At 70.3% G+C, this 26,156-nt stretch carries 23 protein-coding genes; 5 read left to right on the forward strand and 18 right to left on the reverse strand.

The annotated features are described in order from the left end of the window. The first annotated feature begins 179 nt into the window (after positions 1 to 179). The 3 genes from fdxA (at position 180) to ACFY9I_RS06285 (ending at position 2,593) form a co-directional block, all read left to right on the forward strand. Complete coding sequence (gene fdxA, locus ACFY9I_RS06275; RefSeq protein WP_390997363.1) at positions 180 to 512, forward strand: ferredoxin; 333 nt, start codon at positions 180 to 182, stop codon at positions 510 to 512. Further along, entirely contained in the window at positions 509 to 1,519 is a 1,011-nt protein-coding gene (locus tag ACFY9I_RS06280) for an FAD-dependent oxidoreductase (RefSeq protein WP_390997366.1), read from the forward strand. Before fdxA ends, ACFY9I_RS06280 begins: the two co-directional genes overlap by 4 nt. 273 nt (positions 1,520 to 1,792) lie before the next feature. After that, positions 1,793 to 2,593, forward strand: a complete 801-nt coding sequence (locus ACFY9I_RS06285) for an IclR family transcriptional regulator C-terminal domain-containing protein (protein ID WP_390997368.1) — start codon at positions 1,793 to 1,795, stop codon at positions 2,591 to 2,593. A 124-nt stretch (positions 2,594 to 2,717) separates the two neighbouring features. Here the strand turns inward: ACFY9I_RS06285 and ACFY9I_RS06290 are convergent, their stop codons facing one another. The 6 genes from ACFY9I_RS06290 to ACFY9I_RS06315 all read right to left on the reverse strand — a co-directional run bounded on the left by ACFY9I_RS06290 (position 2,718) and on the right by ACFY9I_RS06315 (position 6,901). Continuing rightward, positions 2,718 to 3,074 carry a cupin domain-containing protein gene (locus tag ACFY9I_RS06290; RefSeq protein WP_390997371.1) on the reverse strand — a complete coding sequence of 119 codons (357 nt, stop codon included), beginning with the start codon at positions 3,072 to 3,074 and terminating at the stop codon, positions 2,718 to 2,720. Further along, on the reverse strand, positions 3,071 to 3,844 hold the full coding sequence (locus ACFY9I_RS06295; protein WP_390997374.1) for an aldolase/citrate lyase family protein: 774 nt from the start codon (positions 3,842 to 3,844) through the stop codon (positions 3,071 to 3,073). Before ACFY9I_RS06295 ends, ACFY9I_RS06290 begins: the two co-directional genes overlap by 4 nt. 25 nt (positions 3,845 to 3,869) lie before the next feature. Next, positions 3,870 to 5,033, reverse strand: a complete 1,164-nt coding sequence (locus ACFY9I_RS06300; protein WP_390997376.1) for an amidohydrolase family protein — start codon at positions 5,031 to 5,033, stop codon at positions 3,870 to 3,872. Positions 5,034 to 5,060: 27 nt separating this feature from the next. Next, positions 5,061 to 5,921 carry a fumarylacetoacetate hydrolase family protein gene (locus tag ACFY9I_RS06305; protein WP_390997379.1) on the reverse strand — a complete coding sequence of 287 codons (861 nt, stop codon included), beginning with the start codon at positions 5,919 to 5,921 and terminating at the stop codon, positions 5,061 to 5,063. Positions 5,922 to 6,068: 147 nt separating this feature from the next. Beyond that, on the reverse strand, positions 6,069 to 6,464 hold the full coding sequence (locus tag ACFY9I_RS06310) for a nuclear transport factor 2 family protein (RefSeq protein ID WP_390997382.1): 396 nt from the start codon (positions 6,462 to 6,464) through the stop codon (positions 6,069 to 6,071). Beyond that, a complete protein-coding gene (locus ACFY9I_RS06315; RefSeq protein ID WP_390997385.1) occupies positions 6,449 to 6,901 on the reverse strand; it encodes a VOC family protein in 453 nt (150 codons plus the stop codon). The genes ACFY9I_RS06310 and ACFY9I_RS06315 overlap by 16 nt, the downstream gene beginning before the upstream one ends. A gap of 186 nt (positions 6,902 to 7,087) precedes the next feature. Here ACFY9I_RS06315 and ACFY9I_RS06320 point away from each other — a divergent pair, with 186 nt between their 5' ends. Then, positions 7,088 to 8,122 (forward strand): aldo/keto reductase, encoded by a 1,035-nt coding sequence (locus tag ACFY9I_RS06320; RefSeq protein ID WP_390997388.1) that lies wholly within the window; start codon positions 7,088 to 7,090, stop codon positions 8,120 to 8,122. 136 nt (positions 8,123 to 8,258) lie between these two features. Here ACFY9I_RS06320 and ACFY9I_RS06325 read toward each other — a convergent pair whose 3' ends face one another. The 12 genes from ACFY9I_RS06325 to ACFY9I_RS06380 all read right to left on the reverse strand — a co-directional run bounded on the left by ACFY9I_RS06325 (position 8,259) and on the right by ACFY9I_RS06380 (position 23,060). Continuing rightward, positions 8,259 to 9,227: a bifunctional riboflavin kinase/FAD synthetase gene (locus tag ACFY9I_RS06325; protein ID WP_390998066.1), complete on the reverse strand. Its 969-nt coding sequence runs from the start codon at positions 9,225 to 9,227 to the stop codon at positions 8,259 to 8,261. A gap of 85 nt (positions 9,228 to 9,312) precedes the next feature. Further along, complete coding sequence (locus tag ACFY9I_RS06330; RefSeq protein ID WP_390997390.1) at positions 9,313 to 10,194, reverse strand: SUMF1/EgtB/PvdO family nonheme iron enzyme; 882 nt, start codon at positions 10,192 to 10,194, stop codon at positions 9,313 to 9,315. 280 nt (positions 10,195 to 10,474) lie between these two features. Further along, a complete protein-coding gene (locus ACFY9I_RS06335) occupies positions 10,475 to 11,389 on the reverse strand; it encodes an ABC transporter permease (RefSeq protein ID WP_390997392.1) in 915 nt (304 codons plus the stop codon). Next, positions 11,386 to 12,564 carry an ABC transporter permease gene (locus ACFY9I_RS06340; RefSeq protein ID WP_390997395.1) on the reverse strand — a complete coding sequence of 393 codons (1,179 nt, stop codon included), beginning with the start codon at positions 12,562 to 12,564 and terminating at the stop codon, positions 11,386 to 11,388. Before ACFY9I_RS06340 ends, ACFY9I_RS06335 begins: the two co-directional genes overlap by 4 nt. Further along, complete coding sequence (locus ACFY9I_RS06345; protein WP_390997398.1) at positions 12,561 to 14,117, reverse strand: ATP-binding cassette domain-containing protein; 1,557 nt, start codon at positions 14,115 to 14,117, stop codon at positions 12,561 to 12,563. The genes ACFY9I_RS06340 and ACFY9I_RS06345 overlap by 4 nt, the downstream gene beginning before the upstream one ends. A gap of 29 nt (positions 14,118 to 14,146) precedes the next feature. Next, positions 14,147 to 15,238 (reverse strand): BMP family ABC transporter substrate-binding protein, encoded by a 1,092-nt coding sequence (locus ACFY9I_RS06350; RefSeq protein ID WP_390997400.1) that lies wholly within the window; start codon positions 15,236 to 15,238, stop codon positions 14,147 to 14,149. Between the two features lie 234 nt (positions 15,239 to 15,472). Continuing rightward, on the reverse strand, positions 15,473 to 15,766 hold the full coding sequence (locus ACFY9I_RS06355; RefSeq protein ID WP_390997403.1) for a hypothetical protein: 294 nt from the start codon (positions 15,764 to 15,766) through the stop codon (positions 15,473 to 15,475). 294 nt (positions 15,767 to 16,060) lie between these two features. Next, positions 16,061 to 17,152 (reverse strand): BMP family ABC transporter substrate-binding protein, encoded by a 1,092-nt coding sequence (locus ACFY9I_RS06360; protein WP_390997405.1) that lies wholly within the window; start codon positions 17,150 to 17,152, stop codon positions 16,061 to 16,063. 622 nt (positions 17,153 to 17,774) lie between these two features. Beyond that, on the reverse strand, positions 17,775 to 19,154 hold the full coding sequence (locus ACFY9I_RS06365) for an amidohydrolase family protein (protein WP_390997408.1): 1,380 nt from the start codon (positions 19,152 to 19,154) through the stop codon (positions 17,775 to 17,777). After that, positions 19,151 to 20,173, reverse strand: a complete 1,023-nt coding sequence (locus ACFY9I_RS06370) for an alcohol dehydrogenase catalytic domain-containing protein (RefSeq protein ID WP_390997410.1) — start codon at positions 20,171 to 20,173, stop codon at positions 19,151 to 19,153. Before ACFY9I_RS06370 ends, ACFY9I_RS06365 begins: the two co-directional genes overlap by 4 nt. A 234-nt stretch (positions 20,174 to 20,407) precedes the next feature. Further along, positions 20,408 to 21,607 (reverse strand): helix-turn-helix domain-containing protein, encoded by a 1,200-nt coding sequence (locus ACFY9I_RS06375; RefSeq protein ID WP_390997413.1) that lies wholly within the window; start codon positions 21,605 to 21,607, stop codon positions 20,408 to 20,410. Between the two features lie 4 nt (positions 21,608 to 21,611). Next, the gene (locus ACFY9I_RS06380; protein WP_390997416.1) at positions 21,612 to 23,060 is read right to left on the reverse strand and encodes an aldehyde dehydrogenase family protein; all 1,449 of its coding nucleotides are present in this window, start codon (positions 23,058 to 23,060) and stop codon (positions 21,612 to 21,614) included. 815 nt (positions 23,061 to 23,875) lie between these two features. On the opposite strand from ACFY9I_RS06380, the gene ACFY9I_RS06385 reads away from it, so the two are divergent. Further along, the gene (locus tag ACFY9I_RS06385; protein WP_390997419.1) at positions 23,876 to 26,095 is read left to right on the forward strand and encodes a sulfatase-like hydrolase/transferase; all 2,220 of its coding nucleotides are present in this window, start codon (positions 23,876 to 23,878) and stop codon (positions 26,093 to 26,095) included. Positions 26,096 to 26,156: the final 61 nt, after the last annotated feature.

The raw sequence follows: 26,156 nt of genomic DNA on the forward strand, positions 1-26,156 counted from the left end.
TCTCACAAGTCCCGACCCGAGCGGCGTACTCCGTGAGACGCCGTCTCGTATGTCGCACCAGCGTCACCCAGCACCCGCGCGCTGTCAAGCATGCCGTCGAACGGTTGACACCCTGAGCCGATGCCGCCATCATCACATTTCATAAATAGAGACACTGTCTCGCATTCTGTGCGACCCGTGTGAAGGGCAACAAGCTCGTGCCGTACGTCATCACTCAGGCATGCATCGACATCATGGACAAGTCGTGTATGGAGGAGTGCCCGGCCGACTGCATCTACGAGGGCGACCGGATGCTCTACATCCAGCCCGACGAATGCGTCGAGTGCGGGCGCTGCGAACCGGTCTGCCCGCAGATCTCGATTTTCCACCACGAGGACCTTCCGGCGGAGGTCAAGCATTTCGAGCGCATCAACGCCGAGTTCTTCACCCTCGGAACCGAACCGCTCGGATCGCCCGGCGGTGCGCGCAAGGTCGGCCGGGTCGGCAACGACCACCCGGAGGTGGGCGCGTGACCGGCCCCGCGGGCGCCGTCGGCGCCGGCTCCGAGGTGTCCGTCGACCTGCTCGTCATCGGCGCCGGCCCGACAGGGCTGTACGGCGCTTACTACGCCGGCTTTCGCGGCATGAGCGTCGCGATCGCCGACGCCCTGCCCGAGGTGGGCGGCCAGATCGCCGCGCTGTACCCCGAGAAGCTCGTCTTCGACGTGGCCGGCTTCCCCGCCGTCCGCGGCCAGGACCTGGTGGACCGGCTGGCCGAGCAGGCCGGACGGTGGAGCCCCACGTACCTGCTCGGGCACGGAGTCACCACGGTGGACGACACGGGCGAGGGCATCGTCGCCACGACCGACGCCGGCGCGCGGATCTCGGCGGGCGCGGTGCTCGTCTGCGGCGGGATCGGCAACTTCATCCCGCGCGAGCTGCCGGTGGGCTCCGAATACCTGGGCCGGGGCTTGCGGTACTTCGTGCCGCGGTTGGACGAGCTCGCCGGACAGGACGTCGTGGTCGTGGGCGGCGGGGACTCCGCGCTGGACTGGGCTCTGTCGCTGGAGCCCATCGCCTCGTCGGTGACGCTGGTGCACCGGCGCAAGCAGTTCCGGGCCCACGAACGCAGCGTCGAGCAGGTCCACGCCTCCTCCGTGCGGATCCTGACGCCCTACGAGGTCGAGAAGATCTCCGGCGACGGGGCGAACGGGGCGGTGTCGGAGGTCGTGGTCGCGAGCTCCGACGGCGACCGGGTCACCCTGCCCGCCCAGTCCGTCGTGGCGGCGCTGGGCTTCATCGCCGATCTCGGCCCGATCGAGCAGTGGCGGCTGGAGCTGCGCCGCCGGCGCATCCTCGCCGACCGCACGATGCGCACGAACCGGGAGCGCGTCTTCGCCGCCGGCGACATCTCCGACTACGACGGCAAGGTCAGCCTCATCTCCATCGGCTTCGGCGAGGCGGCCCTGGCCGTCAACCACATCGCCGCGCTGCTCGACCCGGCACGCTCGATCACGCCGGGGCACTCCTCCGATGCGTGAGGCCTCCCCACTGAGGGGCGCTCTGAACGGGCGCCCCTCAGCCGCGCCGCGGGTCCGCAAGGCCCCGCGGCCGACCGCTCCCGGCGGGCCGGACGACCTTCCCGCCCCGCTCCCTCGGCCACCGGCGACGACAGCGGATGAGCGTTCCAGTACTCTTCACGCACCACCACGCGCCCCATTATCATTACACTATCCAATACAGTGTTTCATTCAACGAGTCAGCACCCCGCGGTCTCACCACCTCGGCTGAGCATGGACAGGAGCGAGTGACCCATGGCCACCAAGGCGCAAGGAGGCGCCGGCGAGCAGGACGGTCCTCCCGAGAGGACCGCGCCGACCATCCAGACGGTGCAGCGTGCGGCGCTGATCCTCGGCTCGTTCACCGTCGGCAAGCCGCACATGAGTCTCAACGAGATCACCGCATGTCTCGGGGCGAGCAAGGCGACCGCCCACCGCTACACGAAGGCACTGCGGGCGGCGAACCTGCTGCGGTACGACGAGCGCACCTCCCTGTACTCCCTCGGCCCTCAGGTGCTCACGCTCGCCGGAGCCGCCCGGGCCGGCCTGCCGATCGTCGCCGCCGCGGAGCCGTACATGGAGGATCTGGTCCGGCGCATCGACGAGACGATCGTGCTGTCGGTCTGGGACGGTGAGTCGGCGACCGTTGTGCGTTCGGTGGACAACACCGACCACATGGTGCGCATCAGCGTCCGGGTGGGCTCGCGCCTGCAGCTCACGTCCTCGGCGCAGGGACGGGTCTTCCTCGCCTTCCTGGGCCCGGACCAGGTACCGACGTTGCCGCGCTCGGTCCGCAAGTCGCCCGAGCTCCTGGCGGAGCTCGAGGCGATCCGGCAGCACGGGCTGTCGGTCAACTCCCCCGCCGTCAACGGGGTCCGCACCATCGCGGCGCCGATCTTCGAGGGCGACAAGATCAGTGGGACGCTCGCGATCGTCGGTACCACGGCCACCGTTCCCGACGACGTCAAGTCGCCGATGGCGCAGGCCCTGCTGGAGACCACCCGCGCGTTGTCGCAGCGGCTGGGCAACTCGAACGGCGCACCCGTCGCCGGCTGAGCGCTTGCGTCGAGAGCTGATCGGCCCGCCGCCCTGAGGGCGGCGGGCCGATTGTCATGTGCGGACCCGTCGGACGTACGGGTGAGGACGGGCCCGCCCTTGCAGCGGCAGGCCCGTCCGTCGGTCAGGGCAGCAGGTCGGCCCGCGGCGGGACGAAGAAGTCGATGTTCACGCATGGCGCCTCGGTCGGCTCCACGTAATGCTCACTGCCCCGTGGAACCAGAAGGAACGATCCCGCGCGCATGTCGTGCGCGACACCGTCCACGTAGTAGTTCGCCCGTCCCTCGGCGATGTGGACCAGCTGGTCGAAGTCCTCGTGCCGGTGGGGGTTGAGCGTCATGCCGACCTCGAGTTCGTGGTGGCAGATCATCACCTCGTCCGTCGCGTAGACGCGACGGCGGACTCCCGGCCGCACCTGGGTCACCGGCAACTCGTCCCAGTTGACGACGGTGCCGAACAGCGCTGCGTTGCGTGTGCTCACTGGTTCTCCTCTCCGGCGGCCGCCCGCAGGCCGGCCGCCAACATCTGCAGGTCCGAACCGACGACCAGGTAGTCGGCCTCGCCCAGGCCCAGGTCCGCCGCGGCGCCCCTGGCCGGCGCCCAGCCTCCGAACGCCACCCCGGCGGACCGGGCGGCCTCGCACACCCGGTCCACCGCGGCGCGCAACACCGCCGGATCCGCCGGGAGGCCCAGGTCGACCGCGAGGTCGGTACTGCCGACGAAGCACACGTCGAGAGCGGCGAGAAGATCCGGCAGCGGATCGGTGCGCGCCGTCTCGATCTGGCCCACCAGCACCGGCGGGTCGTCCTGCTCGGCGCGCAGGAATCCGGCCAGCGGGGCCGCGCCGAACCGGGCGACCCTGTTGGCCAGGCTCACCGACCGACGACCGCCCGGAGCGAACCGGGTCGCCGCCACGAGTGCCTCGGCCTGGGTGACGCGGGTGAGCATGGAGAGCTGGATCCCCGCCGCCCCGGCCTCCAGCAGCCGGTTGACGGCGGCGGCGTCCACCTCGGGCATACGGACCAGGGCCGGCAGGCCGCACGCGTCGGCGTGCCGGACCAGGTCGACGGCGTTCTGCTCGGTGAGGGTGGAGTGTTCGAGGTCGACGACCACGAACGCGAACCCGGCCTCGGCGGCCAGTTCCACCACGTCGGGCGAGGCCAGCTTGACGAACGTACCGACGGCTGGTGGCCCCGCCGTCAGGGCCGCGCGCAGTCGGCGCCGCAGCAGATGGACGTCACCGACGGTCATCGCGTCCTCCCGGATGTGCGGCGCGTCAGGCCGACTTCAGGCCCCGCCACGGCACGATGTCGACCTCGGCGCCGCTGTGCAGCACCACGGTCGGCTCCAGGCGCGGCGCGACGATCGTGTTGCCCGCGGCGTCGGGCAGGGTGACCTCGTCGGTCCAGTCGACGACCGTGACGTCGGCCCGCCCGCCGACCTCCAGGCGCCCGTAGCCCTCGGCGTCGAGCCCGAGCAGCTGGGCCGGTGTGACGGTGGCCCGCCGGACGCACTCCTCAAGCGGCGCGCCGAGCGCGACCAGCTTGGAGATGCTGGTGAGCAGGTCGAACACCGGGCCCCGCCAGTTACGGGCGCTGGTGTCGGAGCTGAGGATGTCGGGCAGGAACCCGTCGGCGATCGCCCGGCGCGCCACCTCGAAGCTGAGGTTGCTCTTGCCGTGGGCGGAGTCGAACAGGACACCGCGCTCCCGGGCGGCGTTGACGGCGGGCTGCACACGGTCGCCGTCGAGGATGCCGTACGGCTTGCCGGTGTAGCAGTGCGCGACGATGTCGCCGGGGCGCAGGTGGTCGAGGACGACGGGCAACGGCTCCGAGGTCTCGCCGATGTGCAGCATCAGCGGGAGACCGGCCTGCTCGGCCAGCGCCACGGACTTCTTCAGCAGCGACTCCCAGTTCTCGCCGACGACGTCCTCGGACAGGCGGATCTTGAAGCCGCGCACGATGTCCGGGTGGGCCTCGGCGGTCGCCAGCGCGTCCTCGGGGACCAGGGTGTCGGGGTTGAGCAGCTCGCCGAACCTGAAGTCGATCAGGCCGAGCACCGAGACGTTGAGGAAGTTGACGATGCGCAGCGGGTTGGCCTCGACCACCAGCTTGCGGAAGGCCGCGAACGTCGAGGCGCCTGCCGTTCCGGCGTCCGCCGCGGCGACCACGCCGCGGCGCAGATGGGCCTCCTCGGCCGGGGCGCCGACGGCGGAGACGTACTGGAAGATGTGGGTGTGGCCCTCGACGAGGCCCGGCAGCACGGTGGAGCCGGTGACGTCGATCGTGCGGGTCGCGCTCGCTGCCAGACCCTCCCCGATCGCTGCGATGCGGTCACCGGTGACCGCCACGTCGAGCCGGGCGTTGGTGCCCGACGCCGGGTCGATGACGGTGCCGCCGGCCAGGACAAGGTCGTAGGACGGCTGGGAGGAGTTGGACATCGATGTGTGCTCCAGGATGGGGAACGGTCAGCTGACCGGTTCGGTCAGCCGGTTGTCGCGCTGTGAGGCGTCCGCGGGACGGACGATGCGGGTGACGAGGGGCAGCACGCCGTCCACCTCGACGCGCACCTCGTCGCCGTGGGCGAGGAAGCAGGCGCGGTCCTGGCCGGTGCCGGCCGGGGTTCCGGTGAGGACGACGTCGCCGGGTTCGAGCGCGGCGAACCGCGACAACCGGCTGAGCAGATCCGTGACCGGGAAGATCATCCCGTCGCTGGTGTCGTCCTGCACCAGCTCGCCGTTGACCCGGGTCCGTACGCGGATCCCGTGGCGGTCCTCGAGGTCGTCGGGGGTGCAGATCGACGGGCCGAGCGGGGTGAAGCCCGGGTAGCTCTTGGCGAGGGCGGGTGTGCCCGTGGTGCGCATGACATCCCGCGCCGTCATGTCGTTGGCCGCGGTGATGCCGGCGATCGCGGGCCAGACCTCGGACTCGGCCGCCTGGTGCAGCCGGCGTCCCACGACGACCGCGATCTCCCCCTCGTAGTCGGGTTCGGTCACGGACTGCGGGATCTCCACCTGTGCGCCGGGTGCCGGCACACCGGACGACGCGGCCAGGTACAGGATCGGCTGCTCGGGCAGTCCCCGGCCGGTCCGGGCCGCCTTCGACAGGTAGTTGAGGCCGATGCCCCACACCGCGCGGGGACGGCCCAGCGGCGCCAGGAGGGTGGCCTCGTCGAGTGGGATGCGCCGGCGCACCGCGCAGGACTGAAGTCCCCGCAGCGAGCCGTCCTGCTCGAGGACCGCACCGACGTTGGGAAAAGCCGTGTCCAACAGGGCGACAGCCCCGTCCTCGATCCGGCCCAGGCCGGCGTCCGTCGTCACTACTCGCATGGCGAGCATCTTTCAATGCGAGATGGCGTCGTGTCAAGCGATACGAAAGCAAGGGTTCCGGACATGCCGACACCCCGTCCGAACAACAGTCGAACGGGGTGTCAATGTGCTGGTCAGGGGCTGTTTCGGGCGTGCCGCCGAAGGGTGTCAGGCGAGCTGTCGCTGTACCTCGCCGCTGTCCCAGTAGTCCGTGCGGCGCGTGATGAGACCGCCGGTGACGGTGAAGACGAAAACCCCGCGGACGCGCACGGGGCGGTCGCCCGCGGAACGCATCCGGAACGTCATGACGTACGGCACCGCGGCCGACTCGCCGTCGACGAGGAGGCGCTCGGGCGCATAGTGCAGGTCCCCGAAGTTCTCCAGGAACCCGGGCAGCGCCGCGCGGTACTCGGCGCGGCCCCTGCGGCTGCGCCCCGTCGACGACGTGTGTTCGTTGACGAAGTCCTCGGACACGCAGGCTGCCACGGCGTCGGCGTCGTGCGCGTTCAACGCCGCCAGGTACGCCTCGACCGCGGCGCGGGTGTAGTTCAGGACGAACCCCACTTCTGCCGCACCGTGTCGAAGACACGCTGGTCGTGGGAGATCTCGACGACGTTGCCGTCGGGGTCCTTCAGAGCGCAGATGTAGCCGATGGGGTCGGGCATCTGCATGGGCTCCCAGTGCAGGCAGCCCAGTGCACGGGCCCTGTCCGCCAGTGCGTCGACGTCCTCGCGCGTCGGCACCTCGATACCGATGTGCGCGAACGGGTGCAGCAGGCCCTGCTGGGTGCCCTTGTCCTTGTTGAACGACACCAGGACGAGCACGAAGGGGGTCTCGACCTGCTTGTCGTTGGAGAGCCAGACGCTTTCGCCGTCGGCGTCCTTGAACCGCTCGACGACGACCAGGGGAGTCAGCGAGGTGTAGAACTCGATCGACTTGTCGAGATCGCCGGTCGGCAGCGCGACATGAGTCCAGCGGGCCGAGGTGAGACCGGTGGCCACGGTTCCTCCATTGAGTGGTGCGATTTTCCTCGAGCGTATGTCCGCGTGCCCCGCAGGTCGATGTGCTGCGGACACAACGAGTGCGCCGGAAACGCTGACCCCGCGCGACATCGGATCCGGGCCGGACGCCATGGAAGCCTGCGGCATGACAGCGACAGGAGTCGCCGAAGAAGGCAAGGGGAAAGCGTGCGCTACCGGATTCTGGGTGGGACGGGCATCGAGGTGAGCGAGCTCTGCCTCGGGACGATGATGTTCGGCGCCTGGGGCAACACCGACGAGGCGGAGTGTCACCGCATGGTGGCGACGGCGCTGGACGCCGGGGTCAACTTCATCGACACCGCTGACGTGTACGCGTTCGGCGAGTCGGAGGAGATCCTCGGCCGGGCGCTGAAGGGACGGCGCGACGACGTCGTACTGGTGTCGAAGTTCCACAACCAGATGCCCGGAAATCCGCTGGACCGCAACCGGCGCGGCAATTCCCGGCTGTGGATCACGCGCGCCGTGGAGAACACCCTGCGACGGCTGGGCACGGACCACCTCGACGTGTACCTGGTCCACCGTCCCGATCCGGAGACCGACGTCGAGGAGACCCTCGGTGCGCTCAGCGACATGGTGCGGACGGGCAAGGTGCGGGCGATCGGCACGTCGAGCTTCCCGGCGGAGGAGATCGTGGAGGCGCAGTGGGCGGCACGGCGCGCCGGCCGCGAGCGGTTCACCGTCGAACAGTTGTCGTACTCGATCCTGGCCCGGCATGCGGAGGCCGCGGCCCTGCCCACCGCGCAGCGGCACCGTATGGGCGTCATGGTCTGGAGCCCGCTGAACGGCGGCTGGCTGACGGGCAAATACCGGGTCGGCGCGGAACCGGCGGCGGACTCGCGCGCGCGGGCCCACGGCGACCACTTCGACTTCGCCGACGACCAGGTACGCGAACGCAAGCTCTCGGTTGTCGAGGAGCTCGTGCGCCTCGCCGCCGACGAGGGCTGCACGCTCGTCGAGCTGGCCCTGCGGTTCGTGCTCGCCCATCCCGGCGTCACCTCGGCCGTCATGGGCCCGCGCACCCACGACCAGCTCCTGACACAGCTCACCGCGGTGGACCGGCCGCTGTCGGTCGGAACGCTGGACCGGATCGACGCTCTCGTCTCACCGGGCGGCGTGCTCAACCCGAGCGACGTCGGCCACACGCCGCCCGCGCTGGAGATCGCGGCGCTGCGCCGGCGGTGACACCGGGATCACCGACGGCCGGCCCCTGGGCGAGCGCCGAACGCACGGCGTCCGCCACATGGGCGGCGTCGTTGCGCTTCCACGGCGGATGCCGGCAGCCTGCCGGGTCCGCCGTGACCGTCCCGCCGCTCCGGCCCTATTTCGGCCGGCCCGAGACCGCCTCGTACGCCTCGATGAGCTCCCGTGACCGCTTCACGTCGCTCGCGACGGCATCGGGGAGGGCCTCGATCGGGTCGGACTTCGTCTGTCCGCGGACGAAGGCGAGGAGGTCGACGGCGACGTGCAGGCCGTAGAGATCGAGGCCGACGCGGTCGATGGCGTGGGCCTCGAAGGAGCGTCCCGTACCGTCGGGATAAGGCTTCGTGCCGACGGAGATCACGGCGGGCATCGCCTCACCCCCGGCGCGCAGCCAACCGGCGTAGACACCGTCCGCGGGGATGGCGCTGTGCGGCAGCGTCTCGACGTCGGCAGTCGGGAAACCGAGCTCGCGACCGCGCTGAGCACCGCGGACGACGACCCCCTCGACACGGTGCGGACGGCCGAGGACCTCGGCGGCGCCCTCGACGTCGCCCTCGGCCACGAGGCGGCGGGTCAGGGTGGAGGAGAAGGGCTCGCCACCGCCGGCCTCGCCACGTACGCACAGGTCGACGACCTCTACCGCGTAGTCGTAGGTGTGGCCGAGCTCGGCGAGAAAGGCGACGTCGCCGGCGGCCTTGTGCCCGAAGCGGAAGTTGGGGCCTTCGACGACACACCTGGCATGCAGCTTGTCGACGAGAACTCTCACGACGAAATCCTCGGGCGACAGCCTCGCGAACTCCAGGGTGAAAGGGAGGATGAGCAAGGCGTCCACGCCGAGTTCCGCCATCAGTTCCACACGCCGGTGGCGCGAGGCGAGCAGCGGGGGGCGGCGACCGGGACGTACGACCTCGCGCGGACGCGGGTCGAACGCGACGACAACAGAGGGGACTTCGAGCTCCCTGGCGCGTTCCACCGCTCGGCCGACGATCAGCTGGTGCCCCCGGTGCACGCCGTCGTAGGAGCCGATGGTGACGACGCTGCGCCCCCAGTCCTGCGGGATGTCCTCGAAGCCATGCCAGTGCTGCAACCTGTCCACTCCTCGAGTCTGTGTCCTTGATATCCGGGTTTCGATACGCCGATACGCAACGCTGCCTGCCATGCCGGTGGCCGGGTCAGAGGTCCTCGGCGACGCGGAAGCCGACGTTGCCGCTCGAGCTGTCGGGGTCGTTCTTCGTTCGCGCGGCGACGCGGTAGCGGTTGCAGTACGAGGCGTGGCACAGGTAGGAACCGCCGCGCATCGCGCGGCCGGCGTGAGCCGGACCGAAGAGGTCGGCGCACCACTCCCACACATTGCCGGCCACGTTGTACAGCCCGAATCCGTTCGGCTCGTAGGCATCCACCGGGGCGGTTCCGGTGTAGCCGTCCTCGGCGGTGTTGTGCGCCGGAAAGCGGCCCTGCCAGATATTGCACCGGTGCTGCCCGCCGGGGGTGAGTTCGTCACCCCACGGGTAGCGCGCCTGGTCGAGCCCTCCGCGTGCGGCGTACTCCCACTCGGATTCGGTGGGCAGGCGGCGTCCGGCCCAGGCACAGAACGCGGTGGCGTCGTTCCAGGAGATGTGCACGACGGGGTGCTCCCAGCGTCCTTCCAAGTCGCTGCCGGGTCCCTCCGGAGTCGCCCAGTAGGCCCCGGACACCCCGCACCACCAGGGCGTCTGCTGCGGGCGTGGTGAGACCTTGCGCAGCTCGCCGGGCAGGAACTTGGCGAACACGTAACTCCACCCGTACCGCTCGGCATCCGTGCGATAACCGGTCGCGGAGACGAACTCCGCGAAGCGCGCGTTCGACACGCAGTGCGCGTCGATGGCGAACGGCGCCACGGTCACCTCGCGCACCGGGCCTTCGCGGTCCTCGGGAAACCCGTCGCGGTCGTCGGTGCCCATCCGGAAGATCCCACCGGGCAACGCGATCAGCGCACCGGTGTCGCGGCCGTCCGTAGGAACTCGCTCGGCCCGGCCCTGATGGCCTCCACGCCCTGGAGCGCAACACCCTGCCATTCCGTTACATCTCCCTCTGCTTCCGTCCATCGCTGGAACGGGCTCACCGTTTCGATCCTGCCCGGCTGTGATCGCGGACCACCTGGGCGCGCCGCGGGCCGGCGCTGGTGTCGTGACCCCCGGCACGGTGGACGATCGATCCGGCCGACCGCGTGCCCGGCGGCTGATCTCGCTCCTCAACTCGTCGTCCCCCGACCGATCGCGTGATCTCGATCGGAAGCGGGCGGGCGCCCGCCCCCCGTGGCGGCGGGCGCCGGTGTCCTTGCCGCATCCTCGGCGCTCAGATCGACCCGCGCTGGAAGGGCTGGCAGAGCGCGGCGGGCTGCCGGTGCTGGGTGGTGAACAGCACCATCGCGAGGAGCGCGAGCAGATACGGAGCCGCGACGAGCAGTTCGGCGTTGAGGGTGATACCGAGCGCGGGGAGAGCCAGCCGCAGCGCGTCGGACAGGCCGAACAGCAGGCAGCCGAGCATGGCCCGGCCGAGCCGCCACGCCCCGAAGATCACCGCGGCGATGACGATGAATCCGCGGCCTGCGGTCATATCCTGGTTGAACGATCCGACCTCGCCGACCGCGAGGTACGCGCCACCGAGACCGGACAGTGCGCCGCACCACAGCAGGGCCTGCCGGCGCCGCACGTTCACCTTGATGCCCGTGACGTCTGCGGCCTGCGGATTCTCCCCGACCGCCCGCAGTTCCAGGCCCCATCGGCTGCGCTCCACCAGCCACCAGGTGAGCGGCACCAGCCCGAAGAGGAGGAAGGCGGGCCAGCGCTGGGAGAACAGCGGCTCGCCGATGAGGGGGATGTCCTGCAGCAGCGGGATCGAGAGCACCGCGACCTGGTGCGAGGCGAACTGCTCCGCGGTGATCAGGTAGCTCGTCAGCCCGAGCAACAGCGCGTTCAGCACAAGACCGACCGCGAAGGTGTTGATCTGCGCCCGGTGGGAGAGGTTGCCGTGTACGAAACCGAGGATCAGGCCGACCAGGACACCGGCCACGAGGCCGATGGTGGCACTGCCGGACGCGCTGGCGGCGGCGACCGAGGTGAACGCGGCGCCGAGCATCATCGCCTCGACGGAGATGTTCATCGTGCCGGCGCGCTCGGCCAGGTACTCACCGCAGGCGGCGAACGCCAGCGGCACGGTCAGCCGGACGCCGCTGGAGAGAATGGTTGTGGTGTCTTCTATAACGCTCACGAGGCTGCCTTCACCTTGGTCGGGACAACCGGCACGGGGCGCGCCGTGGCCGGCGCGGCACCGCGGCGCCGGCGCCAGAGGTCGAGGAGGACGGGCGGCGCGACGAACGCGAGGACGAGCAACGCCTTGACGATGTCGACCAGGTAGTACGGCACGCCGGTGGTGGACAGGAAGTTGCCGCCCGCGCGCAGCACGCCGAACAGGAACGCCACGGGGATGGTGGCCAGGGGCCGGTTGCGCGCGACGAGCGCGACGAGCAGACCGTCCCAGCCGACGTTGTCCGACACGCCGGCCGTCAGCCGGTTGGTGCCGATCGGGCTGGCCACCAGCAGGCCGCCGGCCAGCCCCGCGAGGGCGCCGGACACCGCCAGGGTGAGGCCGCTGACCGCTCCCACGCGGACACCGGCGTGCTTGGCCGTCATCGGGTTGAGTCCGACCATGCGCGCCTTGAAGCCCCAGCGGCTGCGGGTGAGGAGGATGAAGACGCCGACCGCGGCGATGAGCGCGAGGAACAGGCCGGTGTTCAACTGCAGCGACGGGTACTGTCCGAAGGTGGCGAGCTGGGCGTTGGCCGGCAGGGGGTTGGACTGCGCGTCGGCCAAGTCGGAGGCACTCACGGTCTCCTGCAGCAGCCACTGCGTCCCGACGGCGAACGAGATGACCTGGACGGCGACGAACGACATCAGCAGGGTGCTCACCGCGATATTGACTCCGCGGTAACGGTGCATCAGGGCGCTGAGTCCGGCCCAGACGCCACCGCCGACGGCCGCGGCGATCAGTACCACGACGGCCAGCATCGGGCCGGGCAGGGCCAGTCTCAGCCCGACCCATGCTCCGGCCAGAGCACCGATGAGTACCTGTCCCTCCTGGCCGATGTTGACCGTGCCGGTGGTCGTGCAGATGCACATTCCTATCGCGACCAGCAGCAGGGGCGCCGCGTTGAGCAGCGTGGTCGTCCATCCGCCAGTGTTGGCCAGACTTCCTTGCCAGATCGCGTCCAGCGCGGCACTCGGCGAGAGACCGGTCAGTACGAGCAGCAGCGCGGACACGGCGGCGGCGACGAGCACGAGCACGACGGTCAGGCCCGTTGTCATCCAGCCACCGCGCCCGGGCCTGAGCTGCGCGAGGAGACGACGGCCGAGCTCGTCCGGGCCGGGCAGGGATGCGGCGCTCATGCGGCCTCACCGCCGACCAGCATGCCGAGCCGCTCGGGGGTCGCCTCCGAGACGGGGAGCAGTCCGGTGATCCGCCCGGAGGAGATCACCGCCATCCAGGTCGCTAGGGCCATGACTTCCTCGAATTCGGTGGAGATGAGCAGCACACCGACGCCTTCCGCGGCCGCCTTGCGCAGCCGGGAATACATGCTTTCGATGGCGCCGACGTCAAGCCCGTGGGTGGGCTGCGCGGCCACCAGGACGCGGGTGTCATCGGACAGTTCCCGGGCGAGTACGACCCGCTGCTGGTTGCCGCCGGAGAGGCTGCGAACGGGCAGGTCCAGCGAGGGCGTGACGATGTCGAACTCCTTGGCGAGACGGCGTGCCTCGGCCTGCATCGCGGCCCGCCGTACCAGGAAGCGGCCACTGACCTTGGCCAGCGACTTCATCGCCAGGTTCTCGGCGATACTCATGTCGAGGACGACACCGCTTTGGTGCCGGTCCTCCGGCACGATGCCGAGACCGGCCTTCGTGAGCGCGCCGGGCCGGGTCACGTCGACGCTCTGTCCGGCGACCTCGACGGTCCCCGCGGTCGGCACGACAAGACCCGACAGGACATCACCGAGCGTCGCCTGGCCGTTGCCCTCGACGCCGTAGAGGGCGACGATCTCCCCCGCGCCCACGGTCAGATCCACGCCGTCGAGGAGTTTCACCCCGCCTTCCTCGACGGTGAGTCCGTCAAGACGCAGGACGGCCGGCTGCCGGTCCCGGGTCTCGCCGCTGCCGGTGCTCGGGGTCCGCACCGGCAGCATGCCGAGGGCGGCGGCCTCCTCGCCCAGCGACACCTCCCTGCCCACCATCTGCTTGGCGAGTTCCGCCGCGGTGGTGTCGACGGTGGCCGTCCGGTGGGTGACGCGTCCCTTGCGCAGGACCGTCACACGGTCCGTGGCCTGGGCGATCTCGGCGAGCTTGTGGCTGATCAGGATGACAGCGCGTCCCTCGTCCCGCACCACCCGGCGGAGTACGGCGAACAGTTCCTCCGACTCCGCCTGGGTCAGCACCGAGGTCGGCTCGTCCAGGATCAGGATCTGGGGGTCACGCCGCAGGCACTTGATCACCTCGACGCGCTGCCGCTGGCCGGCCGACAGGGCGTCGACACGCGCCTCGGGGTCGATCGGCAGTCCGTACCGGGCGGAGACCTCGGCGATGTCGGCACAGAGGACCTGCTTGTTCACCCTGCCGGTGTCGCCGAGTGCCACGTTCTCCCACACCGTCAGCCTGTTGATCAGGCTGAAATGCTGGTGCACCATGCCGATGCCCAACTCGGCCGCTTCCTGCGGGCTGTCCAGCGCCACCTGCTCGCCGCGCACCAGGACGGTGCCGCCGTCTCGCCGTACCAGCCCGAGCAGGACCTTCATCAGACTGGACTTGCCCGCCCCGTTCTCACCCAGGAGTCCGTGGATCTCTCCGGCGTCGACCCTGAGGTCCACGCCATCGCAGGCTGTTACGGAACCATAGGCCTTCGTGATGCCTCGCAGTTCGAGCACCGGAACCGCTGAGGTCGTCGCTGTCATCGCTGATCTTCCTTGTCGGTATCGGTACGTCAGCCGAGGCGCTTGACTTCGGCGTCCGCGTCGATCTCCTTGTTGCCGATCTTCTTCATGAACTCGGTCAGCTTCTTCGCCTCGTCGCCCTCGGGGTCGCAGAACTTCACCGCCGGGTAGGGGTCGACGCCCATCTGCCACACGCGGGTCGTGCCCATCTCGAGGTTGTTCTTGGCGAACTCCTCCAGCGCGGCGAGGAAGTAGGAACCGGGGCTGAACAGCACCGAGATGTCGAACTTCGGGTCGGTGGAGGAACAGCGGTCGGTGCCGGGGGTGAGGGTCATCACGCCGTTGGCGTTGGCCAGCTTCGTCGCGGCGTCGGTCGCGCCGCCCAGGCTGGGGTAGATCAGCTTGGCGCCCTGGCTGATCTGCGCCTGCATGGCTTCCTTGGCCTTGGCCGAATCGTTGAAATCGCCGGTGTAGGTGACGAGCACCTTGGCGTTGGGGATGACCTCGCGGATGCCGGCCGTGAAGGCCTTGGCGCCGGCGACGTTGAAGGATGCCTTGGGGCCGGTGACGAAGCCGGCCTTGGTGTGGCCGGCGGCCTTCATCTTCAGGCCCGCGGCGTAGCCGGCGGCGAGCTGGGTCTGGTTGGGGTTGTCGGTGGACAGCAGGATCTTGGGGGTCTGGGTGACGACGCCTTTCGCCGCCGGTATGTACCAGGCGGTCTTGGCGCAGACCGGTTCCTCGGAGGCCGGGACGGCGGTCTTGAGGTCGGTCCCGCCGAGTGCGATCAGGTCGACGTGCTGCTGGCACAGCGCGCGTGCCGCGCTGAGCGCGTCCGTCGCGTCCACACTGCCGCGCTTGATGACATTCCAGTCCTGCTTCTTGGCGAAGGTTTCCGCCGAGTCGACGAAGCTCTGGTAGTAGCCGTGGTCGTTGATGTCACCGGGGCTGAGGACACCGATGACGACCTTGCCGTCGCCGTTGACATCGGGCTCCTTCAGCGCCGGGCTCTTGCCGCCGGCCGCCTGGTCGGTCGCCTTGGGCGCCGTCGCCGCGTTGCCGGCGCAGGCGGACAGCGCGAGGGCTCCCGCGAGGGCGAGGCCGACCGCGGCCCGACGACGCCGCAGGGTACTGGTGGTTGTCATGTCTGTGATCCCTTCACTGGGTGGCACCGCCTTGTGGAGGCGGGGTGGAATCAGGCGTGGTCGCCGGTTCAGCGGGTCAGCCGGCCGGATGGGGTTGTGCGTGGAGACACGGTTGGTGGGAGGGGCTGCTCGACTGCGGCCGAAGACCACGGGAACCACCCCGTTCGCCCGACCGCCGTGTCCCGAGTGGGGCCTGTACGGCCTGAGACGGACGTGATCGAGTTCTGTGGTGACTCAGACGACCTGAGCGAGCATGTGTACGGCGAGAAGCAGGTGGTGTGTGATGTGGTCACCCGGGTCGATCACCTCGTGCACGGGGCACTCAGGGCGAGCGGGGCTGTCGGCGGGCGACGACGTGTCGACGACCTGGGAGATGCACAGGACAGGTCGCCGGGCACGACGCCCGGCGTTCTCGCGGTGCCGCCCACTCGAGGAGGCGACGAGGCCGCGTAACGGCGGGACCACTGTCTGCGGCCGCAGGCCCCGCTTCTTCACCGGCTCAAGCCCGGATGTGTCGACGGCGTGCAACGGGTGTTCTCCCTTGTTGGGCGGCCCGTCGGCTCCGTCCGCGGCCCGTCGGCTCCGTCCGCGGCCCGTCGGCTCCGTCCGCCGGGCCGGGCGGGCCGGGCGGGCCGTGCGGGGCGTGGTGCTCCGACGCTCCGGACGAGAGCGGGAGAGCGCCGGACCGCTCGGCGGCAGCCGCTGCGCTGGCCGCGAGGTCGATGCCGGGCGGCCGCCCGTCCCGGCCCGACCAACCGCTGAGGTCGTCGGTGTCAGCCGAACCTTCTCGTGGATCTCGGCAGGTCAGCGGAGCTCGGCAGGTCAGCCGAGGCGCTTGACCTCCGCCGTCGGATCGATCTCCTTGTTGCCGATCTTCTTCATGAACTCCGCCAGCTTCTTGGCCTCGTCGCCCTCGGGGTCGCAGAACTTCACCGTCGGGTAGGGATCGACGCCGAGCTGCCACACGCGCGTCGTGCCCATCTTCAAGTTGTTCTTGGCGAACTCCTCCAGAGCGGCGCGGAAGTAGTCACCCGGGTTGAAGATCACCGAAATGTCGAACTTGGGGTCGGTCGAGTCGCACCGGTCCGTGCCCGGGGTGAGGGTCATCACGTCGTTGGCGTTCGCCAGCCGCGTCGCGGCGTCGGTCGCGCCGCCCAGGTAGGGGTAGATGACCTTGGTGCCCTGGCTGATCTGCGCCTGCATGGCCTCCTTGGCCTTGGCCGAATCGTTGAAATCGCCGGTGTAGGTGCTCGTCACTGTGGCCTTCGGGACGACCTCCCGGATCCCGGCCTGGAAGGCCTTGGCGGCGAGGACACTGAAGGAGGCCTTGTTGCCGGTGACGAACCCGGCCTTGGTGTGGCCGGCGGCCTTCATCTTCAGGCCCGCGGCGTAGCCGGCGGCGAGCAGGCTCTGGTTGGGATCGTCGGTGGACAGCAGGATTCGCGGGGTCTGGGTGACGACGCCCGCCGCCGCCGGCATGTACCAGGCGGTCTTGGCGCAGATCGGTTCCTCGGAGGCCGGGATGGCGCTCTTGAGCTCGGTCGCGCCGAGGGCGATCAGGTCGACGTGCTGCTGGCACAGCGCGCGTGCCGCGCTGAGCGCGTCCGTCGTGGACACACTGCCGCGCTTGGTGATCGTCCAGCCCTTCTCCTTGGCGAAGGCGTCCGCCGAGTCGACGAAGCTCTGGTAGTAGCCATGGTCGTTGATGTCACCGGGGCTGAGGACACCGATGACGACCTTGCCGTCGCCGTTGACATCGGGCTCCTTCAGCGCCGGGCTCTTGCCGCCGGCCGCCTGGTCGGTCGCCTTGGGCGCCGTCGCCGCGTTGCCGGCGCAGGCGGACAGCGCGAGTGCTCCCGCGAGGGCGAGGCCGACCGCGGCCCGACGACGCCACAGCGTGCCTTTTGTGGTCATGAGCGTTGTTCCATTCACTGGGTGGCACCGTCGCCACAAGGCGGTGGTGGATCAGGGGAAGTGGTGGCCGGTTGAGCAGGTCTCGGTGAGTTGGTTTGCTTCGGCCTGGGAGACACGGTTCTGGTGGGACAGGGACTCCTGACCCGCGGCCAGGGGCGGCGGGGATCCCATCCGCTCGGGCGCGGGGGGTCGACGCGGTCCGGGCGGTGGTGACCGAGGGGTCGGCGGTGACGCGGACGGGCTCGGCGGGCGTGGGCACCCTGGTCGGTCGTCTCGTGCACGAGGCACTCAGGTGGGCGAGGCGGTGGGCCTGCGACGGCGTCCACGACCTGGGGTCAACCTGTCGCCGGTCGGCGAGGTCATCGCACCGGCTTCGCCGGGGTCGTCACGGGCCACCGCCTCGACGGGCTCGGCGGTCCCGACCGTCGTGACGTTCACGGCTGAATCGCCGGTGCGCCGCTGACCGGGATGTCGTGGCCGTACGGCGTGACACCGGCCCTCCCGCCGGAGCGAGGGTTCCGCTCGTCGCGGGCGGCGGCGGTACCACCGGCCGCGGCGGCATGCCTCGACTCTCCGGCGGCGGAAGTCCACATATGACGATGACATGCACTGCCGGTCTCCTTTACTGAGTGGCTGCCGGCTCGGTGGGCCAGGTCGGGCGGGGTGTGATGCCGGCGCGCCGCAGGAGGGCGGCGGACCGCTCGGCGGCAGCCGAGGCGACGGCCTCGAGGTCGACGCCGGTCGGCCGCCGGTCGCGGAGCACCACGCGGCCGTCGACCAGCACGTCCCGGACGGTGCGTGACACCTGGCCCCATACGAGCTGGCGCGCGAGGTCTCCACGGGGCACCCATGCGGGGTCGGCGGTGTCGAGCACGACGATGTCGGCGGCCTTGCCCACCTCGAGCGAGCCGATCCGTTCGCCGAGACCGATCGCCCCGGCGCCGTCGATCGTCGCGAGGGCGAACGCCTGCTCGGCGCGGAGCGGGTCGGGCAGATCACGGTCCCGTTCGAGGCCGACGAGCAGGTAGGCCGCCAGGAGGACGTCCGGGGCATCGCCGGCGTTGTGCGCGTCGCAGCCCAGTGCCACCCGGCCGCCCCGCCGCACGAGTTCGGCGTGGCGGGAAGCACGGGTGTATCCCTGGGCGAGACGGAGGTAGGCCCCCGGGCAGGCGGCGACCGCGGTACCGGTCTCGAGGATGGCGTCGACCTCCGCGTCGTCGAGCCACACGGCGTGCCCCAGCAGCAGGCGCGGGCCGAGTACTCCCAACTCGCGGAAGTGGACCACCGGTCGGCGCGCGCAGCGCCGGGCGTACGCCTCGATGTCGGCGGGTCCCGGCGAGACATGCCAGGTCAGTCCGGTGTCGAGCCGCTCGGCCAGGCTCGCCGCCCCGGCGAAGAGCTCGTCGCTGGCGAGGTCGTGGCCGACGAGCGTCACCCACCCGGTGACCGGCCCCGTGACCGGCAAGGACCGGACGATGTCCTCCTGCCTGGAGAGCACCTCGTCGGCGGGAGCTCCGAACGGCACACCCTCGGCGTCCCAGCCCCAGCCCCCGACCCGGGCGCGGATGCCCGCGGCACCCAGCCCCGCGGCGACTCGTTCCGGGTAGGCCACCGTGCCCGGTTCCAGCACCGTGGTGATTCCCCGGGACAGGCAGTCGACCGCCGTGATGGTCGCGGCCAGCTCGTCATCGTCACCGTCTGCGCGGGCGTGCAAGGGGACGATCCAGTCGAATATCGACTCCTGCGAACCGATGTCGTCCGGGATCATGCTGCGCACGAGGGGGTCGACGGTGGTGTGCTGGTGGGCGTCGACCAGGCCCGGGATCACCACACAGCCCGACGCGTCGATCTCCCGCGCCCCCGGGAAGCGGGCGCGCAGGTCCTCGGCCGTGCCGAGCGCGGCGATGCTGTCCCCGGACACGGCGACCGTCGCACCGGTCAGGACCCGCCGAGCGGAGTCCATCGTGACGACGTCGCCACCTACGATCAGCAGGTCGGTCATGGCTCGATCACGACCTTCCCCATGGTCTCGCGGGCGCCGAACACGTCCCAGGCTCGGGCCATGTCCTCGAGCGGGAACCGGGCGGCGGTGGGCAGGTGCAGGCCTGCCGCGAAGCAGGCTGACATCGCGGCGACGAAGTCGGCCGAGGTGTAGCCGCCGACACCCAGCAGTTTGAGGCCGCGGTGGAAGACCTCTCTCAGTGAGAACGACACCTGGTCACCGCTGGTGTTGCCCATCAGGAGCAGACGCCCGCGGATGCCGAGGCAGTCCAGTGAGGTGCGCCAGGTTTCGGCACCGACGTGGTCCAGGACCAGGTCCGCGCCGGCGCCGTCGGTGAAGATCATGATCGTCTTGACGGCGTCCGGGTCCCCGTTGCGCAGGAGCAGGTCCGCGCCGGCCGCGCCGGCCGCGTCCAGCTTCGCGTCGGTGCTGGCGAACGCGACGACCGAGGCCCCGGCCCGCTTGGCCAGAGTGATGGCCGCCAGGCTGATGGAGCTCGCACCGGCGTGCACGACAAGGGTCTCACCTGCGGCGAGCGACCCGACCGTGTGCACCGCGTACCAAGCTGTCGCGAAGGCGGTGGGGAGGGTGACGGCCGCGGAGAGGGGCATGGATTCAGGGACCGAAACGATCGAGTCCGCGGACACGAGTACATATTCGGCCAGCGCGCCGGGGGCGTTGGCGCCGAGGATGCGCGGGCTGACGCAGTAGGCACGATCGCCCACCGCGCAGTGCCGGCAACTGCCGCAGCCCTGGGTGGGATCGGCGATGACCCTGTCACCGGAGACGATCGAGCCGACCGCGGATCCGGTGGCCACCACCGTTCCGGCGAAGTCCATGCCCGGCACGTGCGGAAGGCGGAAACCGGGGATCACGGCCGGCCCCTTGAGCTGCTGCAGGTCCAGCCAGTTGAGTCCGCAGTACGCGACCTCGACGACGACGTCGCGGGGTCCGCACACCGGCTCCGGGACATCCTGCAGGAACATGGCCTCGGGCCCGCCGAAATCGGTCTGCACCATGGCTCGCACCGTGCAGCCTCCTCACTCTGACCCGTCTCGCATTGCGAGGCGGTGGAACGTATTGCGAGGTACTCTGCCTCCGCCGACCGGTGCTGTCAACGCTCCTGCGCTACATCTTGGTCTCACCGACGTTTCCCCAGGTCGCAAGGCTCACGGGCACGCTGAGGGAGGCGCGGGAGCGGGTACACGAGCAGGCGCGCCGCCGGGCCCGGCGGCCGCGCATCGCAGACCGTTTCAGCGTCCGGCGGACATCGGCTCGTCGTCGTCAAGCAGCCACTGTTCGTCGGCAGCGAGCAGGTCCAGGGCCGTGAGCGCCAAGTGCAGTTCCGCCGAGGCGGCGGGAAGCAAGGGGTCCGTGCCGAGGAGGCTCTTGATCTGACGAACCCGGTAGCCCACCGAGTTGCGGTGCAGGTGGAGTTGTTCGGAGACGCTCTGCCGGCTGCCCCTCTCGGCCAGCCAGGCACGCAGAGTGGCCATCAGCTCCGTACGCTGCCGGATCGGCCCGAGGTGCGCCTCGACGTACACCTCGAGCCGCGCGGGCGGGAGGGGCAGGAGGACCTGGACGACTCCGCAACGGTCGAAGGTGAGCAGCGAGACGCGTCGTGTCCGGGCCAGCCGGAGCAGCCTCTCGGCCTCGGTGAAGGACCGGGCCAGGCCGCCCGGTGAGTCGGGGTGGGAGCCGCTTGCCGCGACGACGTCGTGGTCAGGGGAATCGTCGCCCGTCATGAGGCGCAGCCGGTTCCGCAGGCGGGCCAGCACGGCCTCGCCCGGCACGACCGTCCACGCGATGCGCCCCTCCTGCTGCACCGGGTGTTCCAGCCAGGCGAGGGCCGTGGACCAGGCGCGCAGGCGGGAGCCGCTGTAGTGCAGTACGGCACCGGCCAGGGGTCCCTGCAGATCGATCCCCAGTGCCGCGGCCGCCGCGCACACCGAGGGGCTCACCGTCCCGGACCGCAGGGCGGCGACGACGTCGGCCGGCGTGTGCTGCGGCGGAGCGGCGGAGTGCTCCCCCGCGCGGACGGCGTCGATGAGCAGCGCGGTGACGGCGGCCCTGGCCAGCGCCTGCACGCGGGGATCGCCGGGGCCGACAGTCAGCAGCACACCGGCCGTCGTCGTCCCCGCCCGCACGGGCAGCGCCGTTGCGCGCAGCCCGTCGAGCGTGTCGACCGCCGATCCGCCCGTCTCGGAGAGCACGGCGCCCGCCACCGCGGCCGGCACTCCCGCGCCGTCGTCGGTGGTCGCCAGCGGCACGCCCCGGGCGGACAGCAGGCGCACATGCCTTCCCGTCGCCCCCCGGAGCCTGCGAAGCACGTCCGAGCGCTCGGCGCCCCCGAGGACGGCCCCGGTCAGCTCCCGCTCCAGAATGGCAGGCTCAGTGTCCGGCCCGGGTCCTTCCCGAGCCGATCCGGACCACGCTCCGGCGGTGCCACTCATGGGTTCAGCGGGCCAGCAGCCGGATGGCCACGCCCTTCTCCTGGGTATATTCGCGCAACGCCGCGTACCCACCGCCGCGGCTGAAACCGCTGTCCTTCTGCATGTTGAACGGGAAGCCGATCACGCCCGCGTCGTGGAACTGGTTGACCGCAACCTGCCCGGAGCGGACGTCCTTCGCCAGCCGCAGTGCCCGGGAGACGTCGTTGGTCCAGATGCAGGTCAGCAGGCCGAAGTCCGTCGCGTTCATCAGCTCGGTCGCCTCGGCGGTGTCGCGGAACGACTGCACGGCGAGAACCGGGCCGAAGACCTCCTCACGGGCGACGCGCATGCCGGCGTCCACACGGTCGTACACGGTCGGCCGGACGAACCACCCTTCGCCGGTGGGAGCGCCCCCCGCCACCAGACGGGCCCCCTCGCGAGGCGCTTCCTCGAGGAAACCGCTGACGCGGGCGAACTGCGCCGCGCTGACCAGCGGCCCCATGTCCAGGTCGGCTTCCCAGGGCCCGGTCTTGACGTCGGCCATCGCGGCGGCAATCCGCTCCACGACCTCGTCGTGCACGGAGGCCTCCACGAGCAGCCGGGAACCGGCGTAGCAGTTCTGCCCCGCGTTCTCGGTGATGGAGGTGACGATCGCCGGGATCGCGGTGTCGAGGTCGGCGTCGGCGAAGAGCACGTTGGGAGACTTGCCGCCGAGTTCCAGCTTCACCGGGACGAGGTTCTGTGCGGCGGCCGCCATGATCGCCCGTCCGGTGGTGGTGGAGCCGACGAAGCTGATGTGGTCGACGTCCGGGTGCGAGGTGAGTGCGACGCCCGCCTCGGGGCCGAGGCCCGCGACGACGTTGATCACACCCGGCGGGAACCCGGCGCGACGGGCGAGTTCGACGAGCGCGAACGGGGCCAGCGGCGCGATCTCGGACGGCTTGAGGACGACCGTGTTGCCCGCCGCGAGCGCCGGCGCGACGTTCGCGGCCGTGAGGATGGTGGGAACGTTCCACGGGATGACGACGGCGCACACGCCGTACGGCTCGTGCACCGTGTAGCCCAGGTAGTCGGGGCTGCGGGTGGGCAGCGTGACTCCGGTGAGCTTGTCGGCCGCGCCGGCGAAGTAGTCGATCATGCCGTGAGCGATGTAGATGTTCGTCCGGCCCCCGGACAGTGGCTTGCCCACGTCCTGGGCCTCGACGGCCGCGAGGGCCTCGACCTCGGCGATGATCAGGTCCGCCCAGCGCCGGATCATTGCGCCGCGCTCGCTGGGGTTGGTCGCCGCCCAGGCAGGGAAGGCGCGGCGCGCCGCGGCGACCGCGTCGTCGACGTCGGCCGCGCCGGCCCGGGCCACCTTGGTGATGACCTGTTGGGTGGCCGGATCGAGGATGTCCAGGGTTTGGCCGTCGCGGGCCGTAGCCCACTCGCCATTGATGAAGTGCTGGGATGAAGGGAAGTCAACAGCCGCCATAGGGGGAACCTTGACCGACCCTGTCCCGCATGTCAATATGCGATCTCGCTTTGTGAGTATCGAGCAGGCCGCATGCGCGCCGCCGCCGCTCTACTGGGGCAGCCCGGACAACCGGTCGTCCTGACGTCACCACGTCCTTCACACGTGCGGCAGTGCGCGGCCATCCGCACCGGCACGCCCATGCACCGCCGCACCCTCGGCGCGGTGAACCTCGGCACCGGCGAACAGATCACGCGCGTGTACAGGCCTACCCGAGCGTGGCTGAGGGGGTTGCACCGCCGAGAGCTGCGCGTCTTGCCCGGCGATCGGCGGCGGGTCGGTCACGCCTGCGGCCTTGAGGTTTTCACCTAAGACGCCTGCGGAGCCTATGGCGCCTACGAAGCGACGCCGCGCGGCCGCCGCGTCGTAGGCGGAGTACACGTCGAGCGGCGCGAGCGCACCCACCTTGAACCGCGGGACCAGCCGCTGACCGGATGATGGTGGACAACCCCGACAGGGTCGGCCGGACGACCAGTGGACAGAACATCCCACCCCTGACCCCCAGCCCAGGTGACTGACGCCGCTCAAGAGGGAACCCTCATCCGTCGCCTCCTTGGTCGACCGAGGGGCATGCGTTACCATGACCGCGCATATTGCGAAGCGAGACATCATCTCGCATTACGGTAGAGCGCTGGATGGGACATCGGCCGCGAAGGCATTCCAACGCGCTGGGCTCCGAACGATGGGCCGCCGCCTCGGCTGCCACTCGCCCGACATGGCGCGCGACCGCGCACTCGGGGGCCAATCGGACTCCGGGCCAAGAAACGAGGCAGACAATGGGCAATGAGTTCGAGCCGGAATTCGCCGGCGTGATCCGCGAAACGGTCGCGGAATCGACGCCCTGGCAGGCGCCGGTACCTCACCCGGGGCCAGGGGCCCCGAACATCGCAGTGATCGTCCTCGACGATGTGGGGTTCGCGCAGTTCGGGTGCTTCGGAGGTGCCATCGAGACGCCGACCATCGACCGCCTCGCGGCCGAGGGGACCCGATACACGAATCTGCACGTCACGCCCTTGTGCTCGCCGACCCGGGCCTGCCTGCTCAGCGGACGCAACCATCACTCGGTCGGCATGGGCATGCTCGCCGGCTTCCCGTCGGGCTTCCCGAACGGACGGGAGTCGGTCTCGCACCGTGCACCGATGCTGCCCTCGATACTCCAGCAGGCGGGCTACCGCACCTACGCGATCGGCAAATGGCACCTCACTCCGATGAAGGAGATCAAGCCGTCCGGTCCGTTCGACCACTGGCCGTTGCGCAAGGGCTTCGACCGGTTCTACGGATTCCTGGGCGGCGAAACCGACCAGTACAGGCCGAACCTGGTGCGGGACAACCACTTCATCGACCCGCCGCGCGAGAAGTACCACCTGAGTGAGGACCTGGCGGACGCCGCGCTGCAGATGGTGAGGGATCATCGTTCCGGAGATCCGGACCGCCCCTTCTTCGCGTACCTGGCGTTCGGCGCCGGCCACGGACCGCACCAGGTACCCGAGCCGTACCGCAGCAAGTACCGCGGGCGGTTCGACGAGGGCTGGGACGTCGAACGGGACCGCGTGTTCCAGCGTCAGCTCGCCACCGGTGTCATTCCCCCCGGAACCCAGCTGCCGGAACCCAACCCGGACGTTCCGCGCTGGGAGGACCTCACCGCGGAACAGAAGCCACTCATGGCGCGCTACGCCGAGATCTACGCCGGCTACATCGAGCATGCCGATGCCCAGATCGGCAGGTTCCTCGACGGGCTGGCCGCGCTCGGCGCGGACGAGAACACCCTCGTCATGGTCGTGTCGGACAACGGCGCTTCCGGAGAGGCCGGCGAATCGGGCACCTGGAACGAGCTGATCGCGCTGAACGGCTTCCCGCCGGTGGACGACACCTCCGCCGCGCGTATCGACGAGCTGGGTTCGCCCACGACGTATCCGCTGTACCCGGCAGGATGGGCACAGGCGGGCAACACGCCGTGCAAGCTGTACAAGCACTACACCTTCGGCGGTGGCGTCCGCGCCCCGCTCGTCGTCCACTGGCCGGGCCGCACCGGCGAGGCCGGCCGGGTGCACGACGCGTTCCTGCACGCCATCGACATCACCCCGACACTGCTCGAAGTGGCAGGCGTCAGCGTCCCCGATGGTGAGGACCACATCCCGATCCACGGCGTGCCGTTCTCACTCGCGGGCGAGAACGGGGCCGCCGAGCGCACCCAGTACTTCGAGATGGGCGGGCACAGGGGCCTCTACAAGAACGGCTGGAAGGCCGTCACCCTGCACGAGACCGGCGTCAAGTACGCCGACGACGAGTGGGAGCTCTACCACCTCGACGCGGACTTCTCCGAGGTCGACGACCTCGCCGCCCAGAAGCCCGAGCGTCTGAAGGACATGGTCGACACGTGGTGGCGCGAGGCGCACCGGTTCGGTGTGCTGCCCCTTGACGACCGCTTCGTCGAGCGCTCGGCACGCCCCGATCCGCAGCCCTCGCTCGTCTACTACCAGGGGGCCGAGCGGATCGCGGAATCGGCCGTCCCGGCCCTGCTCCGTGCGGCCTGGACGATGTCCACGAGGCTGACCGACCACGTCGGCCAGGAAGGCGCGATCTTCTCCTTCGGCGGGTCGTTCGGCGGGGTCGTCCTGCACATCGCCGACGGATCGGCGCGGCTGGACTTCAACTACTTCGGTGAGGTGTACGACACACTCGAACTGGGTCCGCTGCCGACCGGCACTCTCGATCTGAACGTGCTCTACCGCCCCACCACCGCCGGCGGCGCCTGCGCGGAGCTGTCCACGCCCGGCCTGGCACCGGTACGCGCGACCATCGATCGTGTGGTGCCGTACTACACGGGCGGTAACGGCCTCAGCGTAGGACGTGATCCGCTGGCGCCGGTGGTGACGGCACCGTCGGCCGGACGGGCGTACCCGGGCCACTTCGGCCAAGTGCGCTTCGATCTGGACCTCGACGGGGCACTGGCGGACGACGGCGGTCTGATGGCCTCCTGGATGGCCGCCGACTGAGCGAAGACCGGTATGTGGTCCCGCCGCGTGAGCGGCGGGACCACTCCTTTCGGCATGGCGA

The sequence above is a fragment of the Streptomyces sp. NPDC012510 genome, assembly GCF_042955065.1.
Taxonomy (GTDB): domain Bacteria; phylum Actinomycetota; class Actinomycetes; order Streptomycetales; family Streptomycetaceae; genus Streptomyces.

Coding starts and splice junctions, on each gene's coding strand:
- ACFY9I_RS06285 (WP_390997368.1), top strand. CDS start 1,793: ATGGCCACCAAGGCGCAAGGAGGCGCCGGCGAGCAGGACGGTCCTCCC.
- ACFY9I_RS06295 (WP_390997374.1), bottom strand. CDS start 3,844: ATGACCGTCGGTGACGTCCATCTGCTGCGGCGCCGACTGCGCGCGGCC.
- ACFY9I_RS06300 (WP_390997376.1), bottom strand. CDS start 5,033: ATGTCCAACTCCTCCCAGCCGTCCTACGACCTTGTCCTGGCCGGCGGC.
- ACFY9I_RS06305 (WP_390997379.1), bottom strand. CDS start 5,921: ATGCGAGTAGTGACGACGGACGCCGGCCTGGGCCGGATCGAGGACGGG.
- ACFY9I_RS06330 (WP_390997390.1), bottom strand. CDS start 10,194: ATGGCAGGGTGTTGCGCTCCAGGGCGTGGAGGCCATCAGGGCCGGGCC.
- ACFY9I_RS06340 (WP_390997395.1), bottom strand. CDS start 12,564: ATGAGCGCCGCATCCCTGCCCGGCCCGGACGAGCTCGGCCGTCGTCTC.
- ACFY9I_RS06345 (WP_390997398.1), bottom strand. CDS start 14,117: ATGACAGCGACGACCTCAGCGGTTCCGGTGCTCGAACTGCGAGGCATC.
- ACFY9I_RS06350 (WP_390997400.1), bottom strand. CDS start 15,238: ATGACAACCACCAGTACCCTGCGGCGTCGTCGGGCCGCGGTCGGCCTC.
- ACFY9I_RS06360 (WP_390997405.1), bottom strand. CDS start 17,152: ATGACCACAAAAGGCACGCTGTGGCGTCGTCGGGCCGCGGTCGGCCTC.
- ACFY9I_RS06365 (WP_390997408.1), bottom strand. CDS start 19,154: ATGACCGACCTGCTGATCGTAGGTGGCGACGTCGTCACGATGGACTCC.
- ACFY9I_RS06370 (WP_390997410.1), bottom strand. CDS start 20,173: ATGGTGCAGACCGATTTCGGCGGGCCCGAGGCCATGTTCCTGCAGGAT.
- ACFY9I_RS06375 (WP_390997413.1), bottom strand. CDS start 21,607: ATGAGTGGCACCGCCGGAGCGTGGTCCGGATCGGCTCGGGAAGGACCC.
- ACFY9I_RS06380 (WP_390997416.1), bottom strand. CDS start 23,060: ATGGCGGCTGTTGACTTCCCTTCATCCCAGCACTTCATCAATGGCGAG.
- ACFY9I_RS06385 (WP_390997419.1), top strand. CDS start 23,876: ATGGGCAATGAGTTCGAGCCGGAATTCGCCGGCGTGATCCGCGAAACG.